Annotated in this window: 19 protein-coding genes and 2 pseudogenes; 6 read left to right on the top strand and 15 right to left on the bottom strand. The window is 70.4% G+C overall.

Annotated features, from left to right (window positions below; all coding sequences use genetic code 11):
* Positions 1-63 precede the first annotated feature (63 nt).
* The 4 genes and pseudogenes from ACFY1L_RS15690 to ACFY1L_RS15675 all read right to left on the bottom strand — a co-directional run.
* Positions 64-1431 carry a cellulose binding domain-containing protein gene (locus ACFY1L_RS15690; protein ID WP_388823567.1) on the bottom strand — a complete coding sequence of 456 codons (1368 nt, stop codon included), beginning with the start codon at positions 1429-1431 and terminating at the stop codon, positions 64-66.
* A gap of 233 nt (positions 1432-1664) precedes the next feature.
* On the bottom strand, positions 1665-3791 hold the full coding sequence (locus ACFY1L_RS15685) for a 3-hydroxyacyl-CoA dehydrogenase NAD-binding domain-containing protein (RefSeq protein WP_388823565.1): 2127 nt from the start codon (positions 3789-3791) through the stop codon (positions 1665-1667).
* Positions 3788-5008 (bottom strand): thiolase family protein, encoded by a 1221-nt coding sequence (locus ACFY1L_RS15680; protein ID WP_388823563.1) that lies wholly within the window; start codon positions 5006-5008, stop codon positions 3788-3790. Before ACFY1L_RS15680 ends, ACFY1L_RS15685 begins: the two co-directional genes overlap by 4 nt.
* A 123-nt stretch (positions 5009-5131) precedes the next feature.
* A pseudogene (locus tag ACFY1L_RS15675) lies at positions 5132-5707 on the bottom strand (LacI family DNA-binding transcriptional regulator); the annotation flags it as partial.
* Between ACFY1L_RS15675 and ACFY1L_RS15670 the strand changes: the two are divergent.
* Positions 5705-5914: pseudogene (locus ACFY1L_RS15670) on the top strand (sugar ABC transporter permease); the annotation flags it as partial. The pseudogenes ACFY1L_RS15675 and ACFY1L_RS15670 overlap by 3 nt on opposite strands.
* Complete coding sequence (locus ACFY1L_RS15665) at positions 5911-6741, top strand: carbohydrate ABC transporter permease (RefSeq protein ID WP_388823561.1); 831 nt, start codon at positions 5911-5913, stop codon at positions 6739-6741. The pseudogene ACFY1L_RS15670 and the gene ACFY1L_RS15665, both read left to right, overlap by 4 nt.
* A gap of 22 nt (positions 6742-6763) precedes the next feature.
* On the opposite strand, the gene ACFY1L_RS15660 is transcribed toward ACFY1L_RS15665, so the two are convergent.
* From ACFY1L_RS15660 to ACFY1L_RS15650, 3 genes are all read right to left on the bottom strand, one after another.
* Positions 6764-8080 carry an HRDC domain-containing protein gene (locus ACFY1L_RS15660; RefSeq protein ID WP_388823559.1) on the bottom strand — a complete coding sequence of 439 codons (1317 nt, stop codon included), beginning with the start codon at positions 8078-8080 and terminating at the stop codon, positions 6764-6766.
* A 202-nt stretch (positions 8081-8282) separates the two neighbouring features.
* Positions 8283-8945: a response regulator transcription factor gene (locus tag ACFY1L_RS15655; protein WP_030939825.1), complete on the bottom strand. Its 663-nt coding sequence runs from the start codon at positions 8943-8945 to the stop codon at positions 8283-8285.
* A gap of 229 nt (positions 8946-9174) precedes the next feature.
* A complete protein-coding gene (locus ACFY1L_RS15650; protein ID WP_388823556.1) occupies positions 9175-9843 on the bottom strand; it encodes a DUF3000 domain-containing protein in 669 nt (222 codons plus the stop codon).
* Between the two features lie 126 nt (positions 9844-9969).
* On the opposite strand from ACFY1L_RS15650, the gene hemE reads away from it, so the two are divergent.
* Positions 9970-11046, top strand: a complete 1077-nt coding sequence (hemE, locus tag ACFY1L_RS15645) for a uroporphyrinogen decarboxylase (protein WP_388823554.1) — start codon at positions 9970-9972, stop codon at positions 11044-11046.
* Position 11047: 1 nt separating this feature from the next.
* Here hemE and ACFY1L_RS15640 read toward each other — a convergent pair whose 3' ends face one another.
* On the bottom strand, positions 11048-11866 hold the full coding sequence (locus ACFY1L_RS15640) for a rhomboid family intramembrane serine protease (protein ID WP_388823552.1): 819 nt from the start codon (positions 11864-11866) through the stop codon (positions 11048-11050).
* A 125-nt stretch (positions 11867-11991) separates the two neighbouring features.
* Between ACFY1L_RS15640 and ACFY1L_RS15635 the strand changes: the two genes are divergently transcribed.
* Positions 11992-12312 carry a hypothetical protein gene (locus tag ACFY1L_RS15635; RefSeq protein WP_388823550.1) on the top strand — a complete coding sequence of 107 codons (321 nt, stop codon included), beginning with the start codon at positions 11992-11994 and terminating at the stop codon, positions 12310-12312.
* A gap of 37 nt (positions 12313-12349) precedes the next feature.
* Here ACFY1L_RS15635 and ACFY1L_RS15630 read toward each other — a convergent pair whose 3' ends face one another.
* Both ACFY1L_RS15630 and ACFY1L_RS15625 read right to left on the bottom strand, forming a co-directional pair.
* A complete protein-coding gene (locus tag ACFY1L_RS15630) occupies positions 12350-13738 on the bottom strand; it encodes an FAD-dependent oxidoreductase (protein WP_388823548.1) in 1389 nt (462 codons plus the stop codon).
* A 53-nt stretch (positions 13739-13791) separates the two neighbouring features.
* Positions 13792-14766: a DUF4349 domain-containing protein gene (locus tag ACFY1L_RS15625; protein ID WP_388823546.1), complete on the bottom strand. Its 975-nt coding sequence runs from the start codon at positions 14764-14766 to the stop codon at positions 13792-13794.
* 159 nt (positions 14767-14925) lie between these two features.
* Here ACFY1L_RS15625 and hemG point away from each other — a divergent pair, with 159 nt between their 5' ends.
* Together hemG and hemQ are read left to right on the top strand one after the other, a co-directional pair.
* Positions 14926-16386 carry a protoporphyrinogen oxidase gene (gene hemG, locus ACFY1L_RS15620; protein WP_388823544.1) on the top strand — a complete coding sequence of 487 codons (1461 nt, stop codon included), beginning with the start codon at positions 14926-14928 and terminating at the stop codon, positions 16384-16386.
* Positions 16387-16390: 4 nt separating this feature from the next.
* Entirely contained in the window at positions 16391-17122 is a 732-nt protein-coding gene (gene hemQ / locus ACFY1L_RS15615) for a hydrogen peroxide-dependent heme synthase (RefSeq protein ID WP_388823542.1), read from the top strand.
* A gap of 60 nt (positions 17123-17182) precedes the next feature.
* Here the strand turns inward: hemQ and ACFY1L_RS15610 are convergent, their stop codons facing one another.
* From ACFY1L_RS15610 to ACFY1L_RS15590, 5 genes are all read right to left on the bottom strand, one after another.
* On the bottom strand, positions 17183-18820 hold the full coding sequence (locus ACFY1L_RS15610; protein WP_388823540.1) for an alpha/beta hydrolase: 1638 nt from the start codon (positions 18818-18820) through the stop codon (positions 17183-17185).
* 154 nt (positions 18821-18974) lie between these two features.
* Entirely contained in the window at positions 18975-19736 is a 762-nt protein-coding gene (locus tag ACFY1L_RS15605) for a TIGR04222 domain-containing membrane protein (protein WP_388823538.1), read from the bottom strand.
* A gap of 106 nt (positions 19737-19842) precedes the next feature.
* Positions 19843-20622 (bottom strand): DUF4142 domain-containing protein, encoded by a 780-nt coding sequence (locus tag ACFY1L_RS15600; RefSeq protein WP_388823536.1) that lies wholly within the window; start codon positions 20620-20622, stop codon positions 19843-19845.
* A gap of 78 nt (positions 20623-20700) precedes the next feature.
* Positions 20701-22053, bottom strand: a complete 1353-nt coding sequence (locus ACFY1L_RS15595) for a DUF692 domain-containing protein (RefSeq protein ID WP_388823534.1) — start codon at positions 22051-22053, stop codon at positions 20701-20703.
* Between the two features lie 124 nt (positions 22054-22177).
* Positions 22178-22969, bottom strand: coding sequence for a DUF4142 domain-containing protein (locus tag ACFY1L_RS15590; protein ID WP_388823532.1), 792 nt, complete (start codon positions 22967-22969; stop codon positions 22178-22180).
* Between the last annotated feature and the right edge of the window lie 35 nt (positions 22970-23004).

The following is a 23004-nucleotide window of genomic DNA, read 5'->3' as shown; positions in this document are numbered from 1 at the left end:
CCTACGGCTCAACCCCCGTTTGTTCAGGGACCTTTCCTGGCTCATCTGCGCCCCCCAAGGTCGTCAGGATGTGGTGTTGAAGTAGTTCATTCCGTTCTCGCTGTAGTTCTTGACCGCCGAGTCCACGTCCTCGAGGGACAGTGCGTCCTTGGCGTTGTAGTAGAGCCAGTCGACCTTCATGTCCCAGGAGCGTTCGCCGCCCTTGAACGGCAGGTCGATGAACCAGGTGTTGAAGTTCACGGACATGCCCGCGCGCGGGGCGTACTTGCCGCTGGTGGTGTAGATCTTCTTGCCGTCGACGCGGTAGGTCACGACGCCGTCCTTGACGGTCATCACGACGGTGTGCCAGCCCGCCAGGCTCTTGACGGTCGTGTTGTACACACGGTCGTCGACGGTGTGCCAGGTCACGTTGTCCAGCTTGGGGCCGAGCCGCCCCCAACCGCCGTTCGGCATGTACTCGTTGTCGAGTTCGCTGTACGTCGTGCCCTTGCCGCCGATGGTGTAGAAGGTCTGGTTGACGTGGTCGCCGTTCTTGCCCGTCGTCGGATCGTCGCTGAAGTGGATCCGGGCGGCGTAGGTCCCGGACTTGAACTCCCGGCCGGAGGTGCCGACGCTGGCCTGCTTGGTGCCCGCCTTCGTACCGTCCGTGCTGGCACGCAGGTTGAGCACCTGCCCGTCGCCCAGGGCGTCCTTCTCGGAGGGGAAGGTGACGCCGTCCGCGGACCAGGTGTCCTCGATGCCGGGGCCGCCGTCGCTGGTGCGGACCAGCCAGCCGTGTTTGAAGAGTGCGGGGTCCTTGGCACCGGTGTAGTGGAAGTTGTCGAACAGGACGTCGGAGGGCAGATCCGGCGCCGGGTCGGCGGCGGCCTTCGACGCGTTCTTGGAGTCGCTGTCCGGCTTCTTGCCGTCCGGCTCCTCACCCCAGACGAGCACACCGCGCTTGTACGCGGTGATCGTCTTCGACTCCTTGTACGTGGTCTTCTCGGCGTCGAAGGAGCGGTCGTTCGACTGGTCCAGTTTCTTGTGGTCGACGCGGTACAACTGCACGTCGACGCCCTTGCTGTTGGCGCCCGGCTTCAGGGTGCCCGCCGCGTCCGTGAACCTGAGCTCCAGGTAGTGGTCGGCGGTGTCGGTGGGCTTGTCCAGCTCCACGACGGTCCCGGCGACGTCGGAGCAGTCGAAGGCGGCCTGGACGCAGTTGAAGGCGTACGAGCCGCCGTCCGCGGTGAAGTAGTACCGCAGGGCCACATCGCTGAGCGGCAGCGGCTTCTTGGAGTCGTTGAAGACCTCCAGTGACGGCTCGGCCGCCGTCGCCGTCGCGGGGGTGTCCGTCCGGTACCGCACAGTCAGCTCCGGCGGATCCGGGTGTGCCTTGCGCCAGATCGGATACAACGCGGTGGCGCCCGCGGCCACAACCGCAACAAGGAGCAACAATTTGATCTTTGGCCACACCCGACGTCGGGGCTGTTGGCGGCGGCGGGTGGACGCCACGGAATTCCTCCGCAGGAAATCGATACGTTCCCGATCCGGCTCCGATCGGGAACGTCAAGTGAATGTGAAGAATTTGATCTGGCTGTGTGGAGATCCTAACTGTAAACGCACAGCAAAAGGGGCGGGTCGCCCGGATCGATACCGAGCGGCCCGCCCCCTTCAGAGCAATGCCGTTACGCCGGGACGCTCGCGAGACCCGGAGCCAGGAACTTCTTGCCGTTCACGCGCTCGGAGACACCCTCGCGGTCCAGGTACGGCGTGATGCCGCCCAGGTGGAAGGGCCAGCCGGCGCCCGTGATCAGGCAGAGGTCGATGTCCTGGGCCTCGGCGACGACGCCCTCGTCGAGCATGAGCCCGATCTCCTGGGCGACGGCGTCGAGGACGCGCTCGCGGACCTGCTCCTCGGTCAGGACGACATCGCCCTGCTTCAGCAGCGCGGCGACCTCGGGGTCCAGCTCCGGCTTGCCGGAGTCGTAGACGTAGAAGCCGCGCTTGCCCGCCTTGACGACGGCCGCGAGGTTCGGGGAGACCGTGAAGCGGTCCGGGAAGGCCCGGTTGAGGGTCTCCGAGACGTGCAGGCCGATCGCGGGACCGACCAGCTCCAGGAGCACCAGCGGGGACATCGGCAGACCGAGCGGCTCGACGGCCTTCTCGGCGACCTCGACCGGGGTGCCCTCGTCGATGACGTTCTGGATCTCGCCCATGAAGCGGGTGAGGATGCGGTTCACGACGAACGCCGGGGCGTCCTTGGTGAGGACCGCGGTCTTCTTCAGCTTCTTGGCGACGGCGAAGGCCGTGGCCAGCGAGGCGTCGTCGGTCTGCTCGCCGCGGACGATCTCGAGGAGCGGGAGGATCGCGACCGGGTTGAAGAAGTGGAAGCCCACGACCCGCTCGGGGTTCTTCAGCTTCGACGCCATCTCGGAGACGGACAGCGAGGAGGTGTTGGTGGCGAGGATCGCGTGTGCCGGGGCGACCGCCTCGACCTCCGCGAACACCTGCTGCTTGACGCCGATCTCCTCGAAGACGGCCTCGATGATGAAGTCGGCGTCGGAGAAGCCCTCGGCCTTGTCCAGCACACCGGTGACCAGGGCCTTGAGGCGGTTGGCCTTGTCCTGGTTGATACGGCCCTTGCCGAGCAGCTTCTCGATCTCGGCGTGGACGTAGCCCACACCCTTGTCGACGCGCTCCTGGTCGATGTCGGTCAGCACGACCGGCACCTCGAGGCGGCGCAGGAACAGCAGGGCGAGCTGCGAGGCCATGAGGCCCGCGCCCACGACGCCGACCTTGGTGACCGGGCGGGCCAGGTTCTTGTCCGGCGCACCGGCGGGACGCTTGCCGCGCTTCTGCACCAGGTTGAACGCGTAGATGCCGGAGCGCAGTTCGCCACCCATGATCAGGTCGGCGAGCGCCTTGTCCTCGGCGTCGTAGCCCTGCTGCAGGTCGCCGTTCTTGGCGGCGGCGATGATGTCGAGGGCGCGGTAGGCGGCCGGAGCGGCCCCGTGCACCTTGGAGTCCGCGATGAAACGGCCCTTGGCGACGGCCTGGTCCCAGGCCTCACCGCGGTCGATCACCGGACGCTCGACCTCGACGTCGCCCTTCAGCACCTGGGCGGTCCAGATCAGCGACTGCTCCAGGAAGTCGGCGCCCTCGAAGATCGCGTCCGCGATACCGAGGTCGAAGACCTGCTGACCCTTGAGCTGCTTGTTCTGGTTGAGGCTGTTCTCGATGATCACCGAGACGGCCTTGTCGGCACCGATCAGGTTCGGCAGGATCGTGCAGCCGCCCCAGCCGGGGACGAGACCGAGGAAGACCTCGGGCAGCGAGAAGGCGGGCAGCGCCTTCGACACGGTCCGGTACTTGCAGTGCAGACCGACCTCGACGCCACCGCCCATCGCGGCACCGTTGTAGTACGCGAAGGTCGGCACCGCGATGCCGGACAGCCGCTTGAAGACCTCGTGGCCGCCCTTGCCGATGGCGAGCGCGTCCTTGTGCTCCTTCAGCAGCTCGACGCCCTTGAGGTCGGCGCCGACGGCGAAGATGAACGGCTTGCCGGTGATGCCGACACCGACGATCTCGCCGGCCGTGGCCTCCTTCTCGACCTGGTCGATGGCGGTGTTCAGGTTCGCCAGCGAGGCCGGGCCGAAGGTGGTCGGCTTGGTGTGGTCGAAGCCGTTGTCCAGCGTGATCAGCGCGAAGCGCCCGGCGCCGAACGGCAGGTCGAGGTGGCGTACGTGCGCGGACGTCACGACCTCGTCGGGGAACAGCTCGGCCGCGCCCTTCAGGAGTTCGGTGGTGCTCACTTGTTGCCTCCGTCGAAGTGCGGGTTCTCCCAGATGACCGTCGCGCCCATGCCGAAGCCGACACACATGGTGGTCAGGCCGTAGCGGACGTTCGGCTGCTCCTCGAACTGGCGGGCCAGCTGCGTCATCAGACGGACGCCGGAGGAGGCCAGCGGGTGACCGAAGGCGATCGCGCCACCGTACTGGTTGACGCGCTCGTCGTCGTCGGCGATGCCGTAGTGGTCGAGGAAGGCCAGGACCTGGACGGCGAAGGCCTCGTTGATCTCGAAGAGGTTGATGTCCTCGATCGACAGACCGGCCTTGGCGAGGGCCTTCTCGGTGGCCGGGATCGGGCCGTAGCCCATGACCTCCGGCTCGACGCCCACGAAGGCGTACGAGACGAGACGCATCTTGACCGGCAGGTTGTTCTCGCGGGCGAAGTCCTCGGAGGCGATGATCGAGGCGGTCGCACCGTCGTTCAGACCGGCCGCGTTACCGGCGGTGACCCGGCCGTGCACGCGGAACGGCGTCTTCAGACCGGAGAGGTTCTCCAGGGTCGTACCCGGGCGCATCGGCTCGTCGGCGGTGACCAGGCCCCAGCCCGTCTCACCGGCCTCCGGGTTCGTGCGACGCACGGAGATCGGCACCAGGTCGGCCTGGATCTTGCCGTTGGCGTACGCCTTGGCGGCCTTCTCCTGCGAGCGCACGGCGTACTCGTCGGCGCGCTGCTTGGTGATGTGCGGGTAGCGGTCGTGCAGGTTCTCCGCGGTCATGCCCATGAACAGGGCGGACTCGTCGACCAGCTTCTCGCTCACGAACCGCGGGTTCGGGTCCACGCCCTCGCCCATCGGGTGGCGGCCCATGTGCTCGACACCACCGGCGATGACGGCGTCGTAGGCACCGAAGGCGATGGAACCGGCGACGGTGGTGACGGCGGTCAGCGCACCGGCACACATGCGGTCGATCGAGTAGCCGGGCACCGACTGCGGCAGACCGGCGAGGATGCCTGCGGTACGGCCGATGGTCAGGCCCTGGTCACCGATCTGCGTGGTCGCGGCGATGGCGACCTCGTCAATCTGCTTCGGGTCGAGACCCGGGTTGCGGCGCAGCAGCTCCCGGATCGCCTTCACGACGAGGTCGTCGGCGCGGGTCTCGTGGTAGATGCCCTTCGGGCCCGCCTTGCCGAACGGGGTACGGACGCCGTCGACGAAGACGACGTCCCTGACGGTACGAGGCACGATGGCTCTCCTCCAGATGCGGGATGGCACTGCTGCGGCACGCAAGCGCTGAGCGCGCGCTCAGGTCCCATGCTACTTACGGGTAACGTAGCTGCACAGTCCTGGAGGGGGGAGCGGCGAAGGTCACATCCGAGGAGGGGCCGTCGATCCCCTGGGAGTCAGTACCGGGGTGGGTACGGGATGTGATCCCGGCCCCTCTTCTGTGATCACCCCGAACAACGTCCTGGCCACGTCCGCACCGAATCCGTGCACGTCATGGCTCATGGCGGAGAGGGTCGGGTGGGTGAGCCGGCAGAGCTGGGAGTCGTCCCACGCCAGCAGCGAGACGTCGCCCGGCACGTTCAGCCCCATCTCCGCGGCCACCGAGAGCCCCGCGACCGCCATGATGTCGTTGTCGTAGACGATCGCCGTCGGCCGGTCGGCCGCCGAGGCCGCAAGGAGCGACCGAGTGGCGCGCGCACCCGCCTCGCCGGAGTAGTCCGTGGTGACCTGCCAGGCCCCTGCCAGCTCCAGCGCCTGTGCCGCCTCGTCGAAGGCGGCCGTCCGCATCGCCGTGTGCCCGAGCGCCGCCGCACCCCCCACCCGCGCGATCCGCCGATGCCCCAGCGCCGCCAGATACCGCACGGCCTCCGTCGTGGCGGTCGCGTCATCGGTCCACACCGAGGTCAGGGAGCCGGTCAGCGAGGGATGACCCACGGCTCCCTGTCTGCCTTCGAGATCCCGTACATCATGACCGGCGGCGCGACCGGTACCGAGACCTTCGTGATCCAGACGGTGAAGCTGGCCTTCCAGTTCAACAAGACGGGCCTCGCCTCGGCGGCCGCGGTAGTGCTCCTGCTGATCATCCTGGCGGTGACCTGGCTGCAGCGCCGCCTCGTCCCCGACGACAAGGTGGACCTCGTATGACACGCAGAGCGGTGGCCCGCACGCTCATGTACCTGTCGCTGATCACCGCAGCCGTGGTGGTCCTGCTCCCGCTGGGCGTAGTCCTCCTCACCTCCCTCAAGTCGGACAAGGAGATGGCGAACGACAGCGGAGCCCTGACACCCCCCGACGACCTGCTGAACCTCCACAACTACGTGACGGCGTTCCAGGACGGCCGCATGCTCTCGGCCTTCGGCAACACGGCCTTCATCCTGGTCTTCGCCATCGGCGGCACGGTCCTGATCGGCTCGATGACGGCGTACGCCATAGACCGCTTCACGTTCCGGTTCAAAAAGCTGGTGGTGGCGCTCTTCCTGCTGGCGGCCCTGGTCCCCGGCGTCACCACCCAGGTCGCGACCTTCCAGATAGTCAACAGCTTCGGAATGTTCAACACCCTCTGGGCGCCGATCGCGCTCTACATGGGCACGGACATCGTCTCGATCTACATCTTCCTGCAGTTCGTACGATCCATCCCGACGTCCCTCGACGAGGCGGCCCGCATCGACGGCGCCAACGCCTTCACGATCTACCGAAAGATCATCTTCCCGCTCCTGAAACCGGCGATCGCCACGGTGGTCATCGTGAAGGGGATCACCGTCTACAACGACTTCTACATACCCTTCCTCTACATGCCGTCCCAGGATCTTGGCGTGATCTCGACGTCCCTGTTCCGCTTCAAGGGCCCTTTCGGCGCCCACTGGGAAACGATCTCGGCAGGAGCGATCCTCGTCATCCTGCCGACCCTGATCGTCTTCCTGAGCCTGCAGCGGTACATCTACAACGGTTTCACCCGAGGTGCGACCAGGTGAGGTGTTCCTGAGGGGTGCGGGGCTAGGCGGAAAGCGCCGCCACCAAAACCGGCGTCACCTGCTCAACCTGCCAGGGCCGGGCACCGTACCCTGCCAGCGCGGCCCCAACGGACTCCGCACCCACTTCCTTCGGCGGCTCCCAGCAAACCCGCCGTACCGTGTCCGGCGTAATCAGATTCTCCTGAGGCATGTTGAGCCGCTCGGCCAATGCAGACACCGCCGCCCGGGCCGCCGAGAGGCGAGCCGCAGCCGCGGGATCCTTGTCGGCCCAGGAGCGCGGGGGCGGAGGCCCCGTAACCGGCTGCCCGGGCGCCGGCAACTGCGCCTCGGTCAGAGCCTTCGCACGATCCACCGCGGCCTGCCACTGCTCGAGCTGCCGCCGCCCCATCCGATGCCCGAACCCGTTCAGCGCGGCCAGCGCATGCACATTGGCCGGAAGGGCGAGCGCCGCCTCCACGATGGCGGCGTCCCCGAGCACCTTGCCCGGCGACACATCCCGCCGCTGGGCGATCCGGTCCCGCGTCTGCCACAGCTCCCGCACCACGGCGAGCTGCCGCCGCCGCCGCACCTTGTGCATCCCGGACGTCCGCCGCCAGGGATCCTTGCGGGGCTCGGGCGGCGGAGCCGAGGCGATCGCGTCGAACTCCTGCCGCGCCCACTCCAGCTTCCCCTGCCGGTCCAGCTCCTTCTCCAGCGCGTCCCGCAGGTCGACGAGGAGCTCGACGTCCAGCGCCGCGTACCGCAGCCAGGGCTCGGGCAGCGGCCGGGTCGACCAGTCGACCGCGGAGTGCCCCTTTTCCAGTACGAAGCCCAGGACGCTCTCGACCATGGCGCCGAGACCGACCCGGGGGAATCCGGCGAGCCGACCCGCGAGCTCGGTGTCGAACAGCCGCGTCGGCACCATGCCTATCTCGCGCAGACAGGGCAGATCCTGAGTGGCCGCGTGCAGCACCCACTCCACGCCGGACAGCGCCTCGCCGAGCCCGGACAGATCGGGGCAGGCCACGGGGTCGATCAGCGCGGTCCCCGCGCCCTCGCGGCGCAGCTGGACCAAATATGCACGTTGGCCATATCGGTACCCCGACGCACGTTCGGCATCGACGGCGACGGGCCCGGAGCCGGCGGCGAACGCGGCGATCACCTCGGCGAGCGCGTCCGCGTCGACGATCACGGGCGGAATGCCTTCGCGCGGCTCGAGCAAAGGGATGGGTTCAGGGCCGGGTTCCGCGCTGGGCTCTGGGTCGGGCGCCCCCGTAACAGAAGATCCGCCGGCTTCCGGAGGGGCGCCTCCGGTGGTTCGCAGTGGGCTGTCTGCTGCGGTCTCTTGGGCGTCGGTCACCTGTCAAGGGTATCTGTGTATGGACAGCGCCCGCCGACGTAACGTTCCGTCGACGGGCGCTTGAGGGTCGTAAACCAGTCAGGTCGGTGAAACATCCGGTTCACGACAGGTGGGGTACGGGCGGGAGGACCGGAGGCCGATTCGGTTCACGTCCGTGAATAGTGGGGATTTGAACGACCGGGGCAAGAGGCGGCGACCGGACTCAGTGGATGATGCCGGTCCGCAGGGCCACCGCGACCATGCCGGCACGGTCACCCGTGCCGAGCTTGCGGGCGATGCGGGCGAGGTGGCTCTTGACGGTCAGCGCGGACAGGCCCATCGAGACGCCGATCGCCTTGTTCGACTGCCCCTCCGCGACCAGTCGCAGCACCTCGACCTCGCGGCCGGAGAGCTCGCGGTAGCCACCCGGGTGACTCGGGGCACCCGGGGGGCGGCGGTGCATACGGGCGGCGGCGGACCCGATGGGGGCGGCGCCCGGCCGGGTGGGGAGCCCGACGTTCGTACGGGTGCCGGTGACGACGTAGCCCTTCACGCCTCCCGCGAGGGCGTTGCGCACCGCGCCGATGTCGTCGGCGGCGGACAGGGCGAGACCGTTGGGCCACCCCGCGGCGCGGGTCTCCGAGAGGATGGTCAGGCCCGAGCCGTCGGGCAGGTGGACGTCGGCGACACAGATGTCGCGGGGGTTGCCGATGCGGGGACGAGCCTCCGCGATGGACGAGGCCTCGATGACATCGCGCACACCGAGCGCCCACAGGTGGCGGGTGACGGTGGAGCGGACGCGCGGGTCGGCCACGACCACCATTGCGGTCGGCTTGTTCGGGCGGTAGGCGACCAGGCTTGCGGGCTGCTCGAGGAGAACGGACACCAGGCCTCCTGGGGTGCGGGACGGCTTTCAAGGTCACAGTCGTCTTCGGCACCAAACCCGAAGTCCTTTAGAGAAAGATCACGATTTAGTGAGTAACAATCAGTCAATTCGGACATGCGATCGATCGTTCGGTGAACGAATCGGTTCGTTCGAGATGCGATTCGTGATTGAAAGTGGCCGTATCGACAAAGTGACGGTCAGGGAGGTGGCCGTGCAGACGGTGTGACGGTCAGCGGGACTGCGGGTCCCGTCGCTGCGGCAGCGTCACCACCGACGCGTCGCCCGGGCCGGCCGGCGGCAGGCCCGCGACCTGGGCCAGCAGATCGCACCAGGAGGCCAGATGGGCCGCCGTGTCGGGAACGCCGCCCAGGCCCTCGCGGGGCGTCCAGGAGGCGCGGATCTCGATCTGCGAGGCGGCCGGGCGGTCCGACAGACCGCCGAAGTAGTGGGAGCTGGCGCGCGTGACGGTGCCGCTCGGTTCGCCGTACGACAGTCCGCGCGCCTGGAGCGCGCCGGTCAGCCAGGACCAGCAGACGTCGGGCAGCAGCGGGTCGGCGGCCATCTCCGGCTCCAGCTCCGCACGCACCAGCGTCACCAACCGGAAGGCGCCCCGCCAGGCGTCGTGCCCGTCCGGGTCGTGCAGCAGCACCAGACGGCCGTCGGCCAGGTCCTGGTCGCCGTCGACGACGGTGGCCTCCAGCGCGTACGCGAACGGGGCGAGCCGCTGCGGTGGGCGCGTCGCCTCGACCTCGATCTGTGGCCGCAGCCGCGCGGCCCTCAGCGCGTCGACGGCAGCCCGGAAGGGCGCCGGGGGAGTACTGCTCCCATTCCGGTCCCCCTCCTTGGAGTCGTCCATTCCGTCAGCGCCGTCCGACAGTCGTCCCTGAGCCGCAGCCATGCGGGGAAGATTAAGGGGAACGGGGGCTCCGTGCAGGGAGGGACACCCGTGCGGGGGCCGCCTGTCCGGATCGTGCCCCGCCAACCCCTGCTCCCGTCCCCGTGGCGCCGTGCGAGACTTGCCGTCGTGAGTGCGAACGAGAGCCCCGCGGGCCAGGCCCAGACGCAGCCGGCAGCCACGTACGAATCAGCCTTCCTGAAGGCGTGCAGGCGCGAGCCCGTGCCGCACACGCCCGTGTGGTTCATGCGGCAGGCCGGCCGCTCGCTGCCCGAGTACCTCAAGGCGCGCGAGGGCATCCCCATGCTCGAGTCCTGCACGCGGCCCGAGCTGGTGGCCGAGATCACGCTCCAGCCGGTGCGCCGGCACAACGTGGACGCGGCGATCTATTACAGCGACATCGTCGTCCCGCTCAAGGCCATCGGCATCGACCTCGACATCAAGCCCGGCGTCGGCCCGGTCGTCGAGAAGCCGATCCGCACCCGCGCCGACCTGGCCCAGCTGCGCGACCTCACCCCCGAGGACGTCTCCTACGTCACCGAGGCGATCGGCCTGCTCACCCGCGAGCTCGGCCCGACCCCGCTCATCGGTTTCGCCGGTGCGCCTTTCACCCTTGCGAGCTACCTCGTCGAGGGCGGCCCGTCGCGCACGTACGAGAACGCCAAGGCGATGATGTACGGCGACCCCGAGCTCTGGGCCGACCTGCTCGACCGTCTCGCGGAGATCACGACCGCATTCCTGAAGGTGCAGATCGAGGCGGGCGCCTCGGCGGTCCAGCTCTTCGACTCCTGGGCCGGCGCCCTCGCCCCGGTCGACTACCGCCGCTCGGTGATGCCGGCCTCCGCCAAGGTCTTCGAGGCCGTCGCCGGGTACGGCGTCCCGCGCATCCACTTCGGCGTCGGCACCGGCGAGCTGCTGAAGCTCATCGGCGAGGCCGGCGCGGACGTCGTCGGCGTCGACTGGCGCGTCCCCCTCGACGAGGCGGCCCGCCGGGTCGGCCCCGGCAAGGCGCTCCAGGGCAACCTCGACCCGGCCGTCCTGTTCGCCTCCAAGGAGGCCGTCGAGGCCAAGACCCGCGAGGTCCTCGACTCGGCCGCAGACCTCGAGGGCCATGTCTTCAACCTCGGCCACGGCGTCATGCCGTCCACCGACCCCGACGCGCTGACCCGCCTCGTGGAGTACGTCCACACGCAGACGGCCCGCTGACTCACCAGGTGTGCCGGGGCCGCGCCTTCCTGCCGAACAGCAGGCCGCGCGGTTCCGGTGGCGGTGGGGTGCCCGGTTTGAGCGGCCAGGCGAGCAGCATGCCGGCGAGGAAGCCGACGACATGCGCCGCGTACGCCACCGTGCCCGCCTTCGAGACGCCCTCGCCGGACGAGTAGAACGCCTGCAGTACGAACCAGAAGCCCAGCACCAGCCAGGCCGGCAGTCTCAGCGGCAGGAAGATCAGGAACGGCACGAGGACCCACACCCTGGCCTTCGGATACAGCACCAGATAAGCGCCCAGGACGCCCGCGATGGCGCCGGACGCGCCGATCAGCGGCTCGCCCGAGTCGTCGTTCAGGAGCGCGAAGCCGTACGACGCCGCGTAGCCGCAGACCACGTAGAACAGCACGAACCTGATGTGGCCCATGCGGTCCTCGACGTTGTTGCCGAAGATCAGCAGGAACAGCATGTTGCCCAGCAGATGCAGCCAGCCGCCGTGCAGGAACATCGCCGTGAAGACGCTGACGGCCGGGGACTTGTCGTAGCCCGGCGGGGCCACCACACAGCCCGCGCCGTGCGGGCCCACGTCGCCGGTCGGCACCACCCGCGGCATCTGATGGTGGATCAACTCCCTTGGCACCGCGGCATAGTGGTCCAGGAACGCCTGCAGGTGGCACAGCTGGGACAGGCTGCTCTCACCCGTCACGGAACCGGCGATGCCGGGCGTGGACAGGAAGACGTAGAAGTTCGCGGCGATCAGTGCGTACGTCACCCAGGGGGTGCGGCGCACCGGGTTCACGTCATGGACGGGGATGACCACAAGGAATTAGTGCCCCCGATGCGCCGGGCGAATCGGTGAACACCTGCACGCGCGCGTGCGTATGACTCCTCAACCGCCCGCGGCACGGGGAAGGCGGGTCGCGGGGACGACGTGAGGAACAGGCGATGAACGACCGAGTTACTCCTGCGATGCACGCGACGCCCGACGGCGAGGCGGAGATCTCCCTGGTGGTGAAGCTGCCGTGGGAGGACGTCGCCCGGCTCGGCCAGGAGGCCGGACGGCTGGCTGCACAGATGCAGCGGCCGGTGACACTGGACGAGGCGGTGAGCCAGCGGCTGCGGTCCGTGCGGAGCGCCGCGCATGCGAAGCCGGCGGGGGAGCAGCCGGCGGCGGTGACGTCCACGGCGTCCGTGTCGTCGTTGCCGCCGCGGCCTCCGACGGAGCAGGCGCGGCAGGCCATCGAGCGGATCAACGGCTCGGCGTAGCGGTTTCGCCGAAGGGGTGCGGGTTCCCCGCGCCCCTTCAGGGCAGCTGCTGCACTGCCTTTGACGCCTTGCGGGCGGCGACCAGCACTGGGTCCCAGACCGGGCTGAACGGGGGTGCGTAGCCCAGGTCCAGGGCCGTCATCTGTTCCACCGTCATCCCGGCCGTCAGAGCCACCGCTGCGATGTCGACGCGCTTGCCCGCGCCCTCCCTGCCGACGATCTGTACTCCCAGCAGGCGGCCCGTCCGGCGCTCGGCGAGCATCTTCACCGTCATGAGGGAGGCGTTCGGGTAGTAGCCCGCGCGGCTCGTCGACTCGATGGTGACCGTTTCGAACTGGAGGCCGACCCTGCGCGCGTCCTTCTCGCGCAGGCCCGTGCGGGCGATCTCCAGGTCGCAGACCTTGGACACCGCTGTGCCGACGACACCGGGGAACGTGGCGTAACCGCCGCCGACGTTGGTGCCGATGACCTGGCCGTGTTTGTTCGCATGGGTGCCGAGGGCGATGTGGCGCTCCTGGCCGGAGACCAGGTCGAGGACCTCCACGCAGTCGCCGCCGGCCCAGATGTTCTCGTGCCCGCGCACCCGCATGGCGAGGTCGGTGAGCAGGCCGCCGTGGGTGCCCAGGGGCAGACCCGCCGCCTTCGCGAGCGCCGTCTCCGGGCGTACGCCGATGCCCAGGACCACCACGTCCGCCGGGTACTCGGCGTCCTCCGTCGCCACGGCCCGCACCCGACCGTCGTCGCCGGTGTGCAGCTTGGTGACCTCGGCGTCGTTGACCATGGTGATGCCCATGCCCTCCATGGCCTCGTGCACCAGCCGGCCCATGTCCGCATCGAGCGTGGACATCGGCTCGCTGCCGCGGTTGACGACCGTCACCTCGTAGCCGCGGTTGATGAGCGCCTCGGCCATCTCCACGCCGATGTAGCCCGCCCCGACGACCACCGCGCGACGGCCACGCGTGCGCGTGAGCGAGTCGATGAGCGCCTGGCCGTCGTCGAGGGTCTGCACGCCGTGGACTCCGGGCGCGTCCGCGCCGGGCATGTCCGGGCGGATCGGGCGGGCACCGGTCGCGATCACGAGTTTGTCGTACGACGTCCAGGACTCGGCGCCGGAATCGACGTCACGCGCGCGTACCCGACCGCCCGCCACGTCGATCTCGACGACCTCCGTCCGCATGCGCAGGTCGATGTCCCGCCCGCGGTGCTCCTCGGGCGTACGGGCGATCAACTCGTCCCGTTCCTCGACGTCGCCCCCGACCCAGTACGGGATGCCGCACGCCGAGAACGAGGTGAAGTGGCCGCGCTCGAAGGCCACGATCTCCAGCTCGTCGGGGCCCTTCAGCCGCCGTGCCTGCGACGCCGCGGACATCCCCGCGGCGTCGCCGCCGATCACCACCAGTCGTTCCCGCGCAGCGCTCATGTCCATGTGAACAGGCTACGGGGGCAGGGCATTTCAGGACCGCTGACGGATCTTGCGGTTCAGTCCTCGTCGTTCTCCCGCGGGCTCGGCGCCTGCGGCGCCGGACGGGCCGTGGGCAGCGGGCCCAGCGCGCTCGTCGCCGGTGCGGGGGCCGGGCGGCGCGGCAGCCGGGGCCGGACGAGCCGCAGCCACGCCAACACGACCAGGGCCGCCACCGCCGCGAACGGCAGCACCGCGCCGAACGCCACCGCGAGCCAGCGCAGCATCGTCACGAACGCGTCCCAGCCGCCGGCCAGCGCGTCCACGAACCCCGGGTCGTCGTCCTCGGCGGCCTTCTTCACCGGAGTCTCCGACAGGGACAGGGTGATCGTGGCAAGGCTCGTGCGGTCCTTGAGGGACGCCTGCTGGGCGAGCAGCGCCTCCAGATCGGCCTCCCGGCTGCTCAACTCGCCCTCCAGCTCCACCACATCGCTCAGTTTGGTGGCCTGGTCCATCAGCTCGCGCACCCGGGCCACGCTCGCCCGCTGCGACTTGATCCGGCTGTCCACGTCGACGACCTGGTCGGTGACGTCCTCGGCCTTCGCGGTGCGGTCGAGGAGCTTGCCGGTGCCCTGGAGGTCGGCGAGGACCTCGTCGTACTTGTCGACGGGCACACGCAGGACCACGCGGGTGCGCTCGTGGCCCTTCTCGTCCCGGCTGGTGGTCTCGTCGCCGACGTAGCCGCCCGCGTTCTCGGTGGTCGTGCGGGCCTCGTCCAGGGCCTTGGGCACGTCCTTGACCTGTACGGTCAGCGAGGCGGTGCGGATGATGTGGTTCGCGGTGAGCTTGGGTGCCTTCCTGCTGCCGTTCGCCTTGCCGCGGCCCGACGCGCCCTCCTGCTGGGCGCCCGGTGCGGCGGCCTTGTCGGCCGCGCCCCCGCCGGCGTCGCTGGAGGAGGAGTCGTTGGCGCCGCTGCAGCCGGCCAGCGCGAGGGCCGAGGCCAGCAGGAGCGCGGCCAGGGCCTGAACCGGTCGTACGGAATGAAGTGCGCGCATGTGGCGGTACCCCCGAGGGTCGTGACGACTGACGCTCCTTCGACGCCGGGACGGGCCGGGACGTTGGGCCCGGGCGGTCCCGATGCGGTCACGGTCAGGACTCGTGAAGGACACCGAGGCGCGGGCTGACTGTCAGTGGGGTCTGAGAGGCTTGACGACATGCGCGAAGTGGAGACTCGTACGGGTACGGGGCAGGTCGTCGTCATCGGAGCCGGGATCGCCGGGCTGGCCGCGGCCCACCGGCTGTTGCAGCGCGGTGCGCGGGTGACCGTGCTGGAGGCGTCGGACCGGGTCGGCGGCAAGCTGCTGCCCGGTGGGATCGCCGACGCGCGCGTGGACTTCGGCGCCGAGTCGATGCTGGCCCGCAGGCCCGAAGCGGTCGCCCTCGCGCGCGAGGTGGGCCTCGACGAGCGCCTGCAGCCGCCGGCCACCGCGACGGCCTCGATCTGGACCCGCGGCGCCCTGCGCCCCATGCCCAAGGGTCATGTCATGGGCGTCCCCGGCACCGCGTCCGCCCTGACCGGGGTCCTCTCCGACGAGGGCCTGGCCCGCATCGAGCGCGACGCCGACCTGCCCCGCACGGAGGTCGGCGACGACGTGGCGGTCGGGGAGTACGTGGCGGCGCGGCTCGGCCGCGAGGTCGTCGACCGCCTGGTGGAGCCGCTCCTCGGCGGCGTCTACGCGGGCGACGCGTACCGCATCTCGATGCGCTCGGCGGTCCCGCAGCTCTACCAGGTCGCGAAGACCCACGACTCGCTCACCGAAGGGGTCCGGGAGATCCAGGCCAGGATGGCCGCGGCCCAGCAGACCGGCCCGGTCTTCATGGGCATCCGGGGCGGCGTCGGCAGCCTGCCGCTCGCGGTGGCGGACTCGGTCCGCGCGCGCGGCGGCGAGATCCTTACCGGGACGCCGGTGACGGAGCTGCGCCGCGAGGCACCCGGCGGCTGGCGTGTCGTCGCCGGTGACCGCGTGCTGCAGGCGGACGCCGTCGTCGTGGCCGTCCCCGCCCCCGCGGCCGCCGGCCTCCTGCGCCCCGAGGCACCGGAGGCCGCCACCGAGCTCGCCGCCGTCGAGTATGCGTCCATGGCCCTGGTCACACTCGCCTACCGCCGTTCCGACACCGCACTCCCCGAGGGCAGCGGATTCCTGGTGCCGCCGGTCGACGGGCGCACCATCAAGGCGTCGACGTTCGCCTCGCAGAAGTGGGGCTGGATCGCCGAGGAGAACCCGGACACGGTCGTCCTGCGCACCTCCGTCGGCCGGTACGGCGAGACCGAGATCCTCCAGCGGGACGACGCCGGCCTGGTGGATGTATCCCGTCACGACCTGCGCGAGGCCACCGGACTGGACGCAACCCCGCTCGAAACCCGTGTCACCCGCTGGACCGACGGCCTGCCCCAGTACCCCGTCGGCCACCACGCGCGCGTGGCCCGCATCCGCGAGCACGTCGCCAAGCTGCCGGGCCTCGCCGTGTGCGGTGCGCAGTACGACGGCGTGGGCATCCCGGCCTGTATCGCGAGCGCGTACGCGGCCGTGGACCAGATCGGGGGAGACCTGAGCGGTGTGGACGAGCTCACCGCCAACCCGGTGCAGAGTCTGCACGGCGGAGCGGGAGAATAGCCGCATGAGTGACGACGCCCCCACCACTGCCCCTGACCGGATCGCGAACAAGGGCAAGCTGGCCAAGGACCTCAACGAGGTCATCCGCTACACCCTGTGGTCCGTCTTCAAGCTGAAGGACGTGCTGCCCGAGGACCGTGCGGGCTACGCCGACGAGGTCCAGGAGCTGTTCGACCAGCTCGCCGCCAAGGACGTGACGATCCGCGGCACGTACGACGTGTCCGGTCTGCGCGCCGACGCCGACCTCATGATCTGGTGGCACGCGGAGACCAGCGACCAGCTGCAGGAGGCGTACAACCTCTTCCGCCGCACCAAGCTGGGCCGTGCTCTGAAGCCGGTCTGGTCGAACATGGCGCTGCACCGCCCCGCCGAGTTCAACCGCTCGCACATCCCGGCCTTCCTCGCCGACGAGACGCCGCGCAACTACGTCAGCGTCTACCCCTTCGTGCGCAGCTACGACTGGTACCTGCTGCCCGACGAGGACCGCCGCCGCATGCTCGCCGACCACGGCAAGATGGCCCGCGGCTACCCGGACGTGCGTGCCAACACGGTCGCGTCGTTCTCGCTGGGCGACTACGAGTGGCTCCTGGCCTTCGAGGCCGACGAGCTGTACCGCATCGTCGACCTCATGCGCCACCTGCGTGCCTCCGAGGCCCGGATGCACGTCCGCGAGGAGGTCCCGTTCTACACCGGGCGCCGCAAGGACATCGCGGAGCTCGTCGCGGGCCTGGCGTAGCCAAGGCCGTGTCCGGACCCCGGCCGTGTCCGGACCCCGGCCGGGTCCGGACACTCGCTCTCAGCCTCGGGCCTTCCCCTTCGGCGACTCCTTCAGGGGCGCCGGCTGGGAACGGTCGTCCGCCGTCTTCGGCTCCGGCTCCGCGTGCGGGGCGCAGGCCGCGCGCTGCTCCGGCAGACGGCCCTCCAGCAGATACGCGTCCAGGAAGCCGTTGATGCAGAGGTTCGGGCCACCTCCGATGCCGTGCGTGCCGGCGTCCCGCTCCGTCACCAGGACCGAGCCGGACAGCCGCCGGTGCAGCGCCAGCGCCCCGTCGTACGGCGTCGCCGCATCCCTCTCGGCGGCAAGGATCAGCGTCGGCGTCAGCTCACCCGGCCCGGTCCGCACATCGAGGGGCTGCTGCCGGGGCGCCGGCCAGTAGGCGCACGGCAGGTTCATCCACACGTTGTCCCAGGTCTCGAAGGGCGCAATGCGCGCGAGCCGTGTGTTGTCCCGGTCCCAGACCCTGAAGTCCGTCGGCCAGGGCGCGTCGTTGCACTCGACGGCCGTGTACACCGCGTTGGAGTTCTCCGCCTCGGCCGCGGCCTCCGTGGTCGGCCCGGCCTGCTCGATCAGCGGCTTCGGGTCGCCCTTCACGAACGCCGACAACGCCTGCGCGCGCAGGGGCCAGTAGTCGTCGTAGTACCCGGCCTGCAGGAACGCGCTCTGCAGCTCCGCCGGCCCCACCTTGCCGCCCGCCGGTTCGGCCGCGAGCTGCGCGCTCACCTTCTTGTAGTTGTGCTCGACCACGGTGGCCGTCTTTCCCAGCCCGTAGACGTCGTCGTGCCGGGCCACCCACTCCCGGAAGTCCGCCCAGCGGCTCTCGAACGCGGCCGACTGGTCGAGGTTGTTGCGGTACCAGATCTGCTCCGGGGACGGGTTCACCACCGAGTCGAAGACCATCCGCCGCACATGCGAGGGGAACAGCGTCGCGTACAGCGCTCCGAAGTAGGTGCCGTACGACGCCCCCATGAACGTCAGCCGGTTCTCGCGCAGCGCCGCCCGCAGGACGTCCAGGTCGCGGGCGTTGTTGAGGGAGTTGTAGAACCGCAGCGCGCTGCCCGTCCGCTTGGCGCACCCGCGCGCGTAGGCCTGCGCCTCCGCGATGCGCTCCTTCTTGTACGACTCCGAGGGGAACGACGGCGCCTCCGAGGGCGCCTTGACGAAGCGCTTGGGATCCTCGCAGGACAGCGGCGCGGACCGGCCGACGCCGCGCGGGGAGTAGCCGATCAGGTCGTAGGCCGCCGCGAGGCGCTTCCACTTCGGCTGCAGGCCGACGAGCGGGAAGTACAGACCGTCGCCGCCCGGGCCGCCCGGGTTGTAGACCAGGGAGCCCTGCCGGGGCACCCGGTGCTTGCTGTTGCCCGGATCCTTGTGCGTGGCCCGCACCCGGCTGACGGCCAGTTTGATCTGCTTGCCGCCGGGGTGCGCGTAGTCGAGCGGAACCGACACCGTGCCGCACTCCATGGTCCCCGGCATGTCCTGCATGTCGGTGCACTTCCCGAAGTCGATGCCGGCGGCACGCGCACGTGCGGCGGCCGCCGCCGTACCTCTCGACTCGGCCGCGCCGGGGGCGCCGGGTGCGGAGCCGGCCGGAGCGGCGGTGAGGGTGGCCAGGAGCAAGGATCCGGCGGCCGAGTAGAGGACGGCAGCTCGCATGACGTATCCCTTCGGTGCACGGCGGCGACAAAAGGGATGTTTCGTTCGATGATCGTCGAAGGCAAGCACCGCCCCGGCGGTGTCGGCGCCAATGCCTCCTATGCGCCCCCGGGTTGCGGTTCGCGCCAGGATGTGCCTCGGCGATCGGCAGGCCTCAGGTGTGCTCCCGGTGCGCGAAGGCGGCGCGCACGTCGGGTTCGCCGACTGCGCGGATGCCTCGTACGGCGACGGTCGTGAGGTAGGTACGGTCGTCGCCGTTCCCGGCGCGCCTGGCGAGGGTGCCGAGCAGCCGCTGTCCGGCGGGGGAGGCCCAGCGCGAGTACGGATGGACCTCGATCCGCGCGACGGCCAGACAGCTCAGGGTCAGGGCCAGCGGCAGCGCGAACCACAGGGCGACCAGGCCGCGGGGCATGTCCGGCTGGGCCGGCACCAGCAGCGCGATCGCGCCCAGGGCGAGGACGGCGACCGCGGCCAGCTGCACCTGGCGCACCCCGGCCGCGACCGTGGTCCGGGCGCCGGCGGGCACGGCGAGCCCCGCGCTGACCAGCCGGTCGGCGAGACCGGCGACCGCGTCCGCGGAGGCCGCCGCCGCCCGCACCGGTTCGATACGGTTCTGCCCCTCGGGCCCGATGGCCCCTATGACGGACCGCTCCATGTCGTCCCGCCCGCGCGGATCGACCACCGTGGCCCACCCGGTGTGGGCGAGCAGCAGCCGCCGCTGCCGGGCCATGGAGACCATGGTCAGATCGGCGACCCGCCTGGGCCCGCCGGACAGGAACGCGGCTTCGTAGAGCGTCAGGTCGTGATCCCGGGAGTCCTCGTCGACGGCCGCCGCGCGTACGGCGGCCAGGCACAGCCGCGTACACGCTGTGCCGGCGACGGCCCAGGCCAGCAGCAGGAGAAGTACCCAGAACATGCCGCGTTTCTATGCCAAAGGCCCAGTGAAACGCCATGGCCTGTTCACAATCCGGACGGAGCGTTGCCTGCATGTGACGTTCCGTTTGTCCTGAAGCGGACCCTCGCTACTGCGGCGGCGGGCTGGAGGCGGCCGGCGGGAGCGTGTAGGTCCCGGCCACCGAGGGCGTGACCGGGACGACCTGGCCGGGGTCGGTCGTCGGGCCGGGCGGGGCAGAGGAGTTGCTGAGCGGCGGAGTGCTCGTGGAGGCGAGGTCCCGGGCCAGGGCGTCCCAGTCGACGTACCCGGTGGCCTCCAGGACCTTGATGTGGTCAAGGACGGTCGTGTTCGCGTCGTCGGCGAGCGCCCGCACCAGCGAGTTGCGGGTGCTCGCACGGACCTGGGCGACGACCGAGAACACCCTGCCGTGCGCCAGCCGCAGGATGTTGGCGAACTTGCGGTCGTAGTCCGTGCCCTGGGCCGCGTTCAGGGTCGCCAGCCAGTCCTTCTGCTGGGCGTTGGGCTCGCCCGGCAGTTCGAGCCCGAGCTTGGCCGCGACGTCCCGTACCCGCTGGTCCAGGAAGGTGTGCCCCTCGACGAGGTGCCGCCCCGCCGTCCGTACGGCCTCGGTGGTGCCCTTCTGCTCGGCCTGCTGGCCGGCGGGCAGCTCCCACAGCCCCGCCAGCCGGACCTTCGTGATGAAGTCGCGGTCGAGGGCAGACAGCGGGCCGTACTGCGTCGACACGGTCTGGGCGTTCAGCACATCGGCGTCGGTCCCGGTCCCGGACCGGTCGGCGTACGACCAGATCGGGAAGATCAACGCCAGCAGGGTGGCCGTCAGGCCGATGATGATGACCCCGGTGCCGCTGACTATGCCTCGGCCGGTGACGGGTGGTCGCGGTCGCATGGTGCCTCCTGTACGGCACCGAATATTACTGCGGGGTTCAGGAGGGCCCAGTCCGGCGGGCTGTTGTCCCGCGCACACTCAGCGGTGCAGCAGCACCCTCCGCGCGGCCCGCGCTATCCCCATCCCCGGCCGCTGCGACCGCGGCACAGGACCCGACCGCTCCAGCCACCACTCCCGCAGCTCCTGCCGGGCCCGGCCCTCCGCCGGCCGCCCGCCGAGCAGCAGATGCTCGGCGAAGTCCAGGGCGTCGCGGCGGTAGCCGCCGGTCATCGGGTGCCCGTGGGCGTACGCGAGGAAGGCGGGCCGGTACGCCTCGCCGAGGATCTCCGGCAGCTCGGGCGCGACCTTGCCCACGACATCGGCCCGCTTCCCGGCGAGCGCCCGCGCCTGCACGCCGAGCCGCACCCGGTCGAACCCCTCCGGCACGGGCGTCCCGGCGACGAGCGCGGACAACAGCGCGGCCTGTGCGAGGCCGAGCCGCTGACGGGCGGCATCGGTGGAAGGAGCGGGGGTGGCGGCGGACGTCGGGGCGGAAGCGGGCGTTGCGGACGGTGTGGCGGTGCCCATGTCCGCCGTCTCCTGCGCCACTGCCTCCGCCCGGGCAGCCCGCCCCATCTGCACGGCCCCCCGGATCGCCTCCAACTCCCCTTCCAGTACCGCCGGTTCGGGGAAGTTCTCGTCCCGCTCCAGCAGGACCCCGGGCGGTGCGACCCGGGACGCGAGGTCGGTCAGGATGTCGAGGACCGGCTGTGGCACCGGGTGGGCGTGGCTGTCGTGCCAGACGCCGTCGCGTTCGAAGCCGCCCGCGACATGGACGTACGCGATGGCCTCCAGCGGCAGCTCGGCGAGCGCCTTGGCCGGGTCCTCGCCACGGTTGACGTGGTTGGTGTGCAGGTTGGCCACGTCGATCAGCAGCCGTACGCCGGTCCGGTCGGCGAGTTCGTACAGGAACTGCCCCTCGGTCATCTCCTCACCCGGCCAGGAGATCAGCGCGGCGATGTTCTCGACGGCGAGCGGCACCGGCAGGGCGTCCTGCGCTATGCGGATGTTCTCGCACAGCACGTCGAGCGCGTCCCGGGTGCGCGGCACGGGCAGCAGGTGCCCGGCCTCGAGGAGCGGGGACGCCGTCAGCGGTCCCCCTGCCCGTACGAACGCGATGTGCTCGGTGACCAGCGGAGCGCCCAGCGCCTCCACCCGCTCGGCCAGCGCGGCCAGGCGCCCGGCGTCGGGCCGGTCCGCGCCGCCGAGGCCGAGCGAGACACCGTGCGGGATCACGGTCACCCCGCGTTCGCGCAGCCGCAGCAGCGACTCGGGGAGGTGCCCGGGGCACACGTTCTCGGCCACGGCCTCGACCCAGTCGATGCCCGGCATGCGCTCCACGGCGTCGGCGATCTCCGGCCGCCACCCGATGCCCGTTCCCAGTCGCTCCATGGTCCGTCCCCTCCCTGCCGTCTCCTCGAAGAACGTGACGGGGGTATGGCCCCACCGCAGGGGCCCGAATCCCGTCCCCGGAACCTTCAGAGCAACATTTGAGGTTCCGTCCGGCTCGCGCGGTTCACTGCAGCACGCCTTCGGAGTCCACCGGATCCGGCCGGCTGGTGTTGACCGTGCCGGGTGCGCCCGGCGACGGCCGGGAGGTCGTACCGATGTCACCGGTGGCCTCGGCTGCCGGCGCCGAGGGCGCGACCTGGCCGGGGACCGGCGCCGACGGACCGGTCGGGCTGGCGGTCGTACCGGACACGGAGTCGTTGGCGATGGCGTCGAAGTCGACCCGCCCGGTCTTCTCCAGGATCGTGATGTGGTCGAGCACCGTCTGGTTGGTGTCCGAGGCCAGCTGCCGTACGAGCGTGTTGCGGGTGGAGTTCCGGACGGTGCCGATGGCCGGGAAGATCTTGCCGTGCGCGGCGCGCAGCAGATTGACGAACTTGTACTCGTACTCGGCGCCCGAAGCCGCGGTCATCTCCTGCAGCCAGCCCTGCTGCTGCTCGTTCGGCTGGTTCGGCAGCTCGACGCCGAGCTTCGCCGCGACGATACGGACCCGTTTGTCGAGGTCGGTGTGGCCGACGATCAGATGGTCGCCGGCCTCCTTGATCGCCTGGCTGGGCGCGCGCTGGATCGCCTGCTGCCCGGCCGGCAGCTCCCACAGCCCGGCCAGCCGCACCCGCACGATCAGATCGCGGTCGGCGGCGGTCAGCGGACCCCACTGGGTGTTCACGGTCCCCGCCGCCACGTTCGCCTGACCGGTGCCCGAACGGTCGGCGTACGACCACACGGGGAACGCGAGCGCGCCGAGGGTGGCGACGAGGGCCGCGATGAGGAGTGCCGTGCCGTTGATGCGCACACTCAAAGGTGCCTCCCGGGGTGAAACCAACTGGTCATCGG

The sequence above is a fragment of the Streptomyces sp. NPDC001663 genome, assembly GCF_042893105.1.
GTDB lineage: Bacteria > Actinomycetota > Actinomycetes > Streptomycetales > Streptomycetaceae > Streptomyces.
Note: the sequence above shows the minus strand (reverse complement) of the source record. Positions and strands in the feature narration are given on the sequence as shown.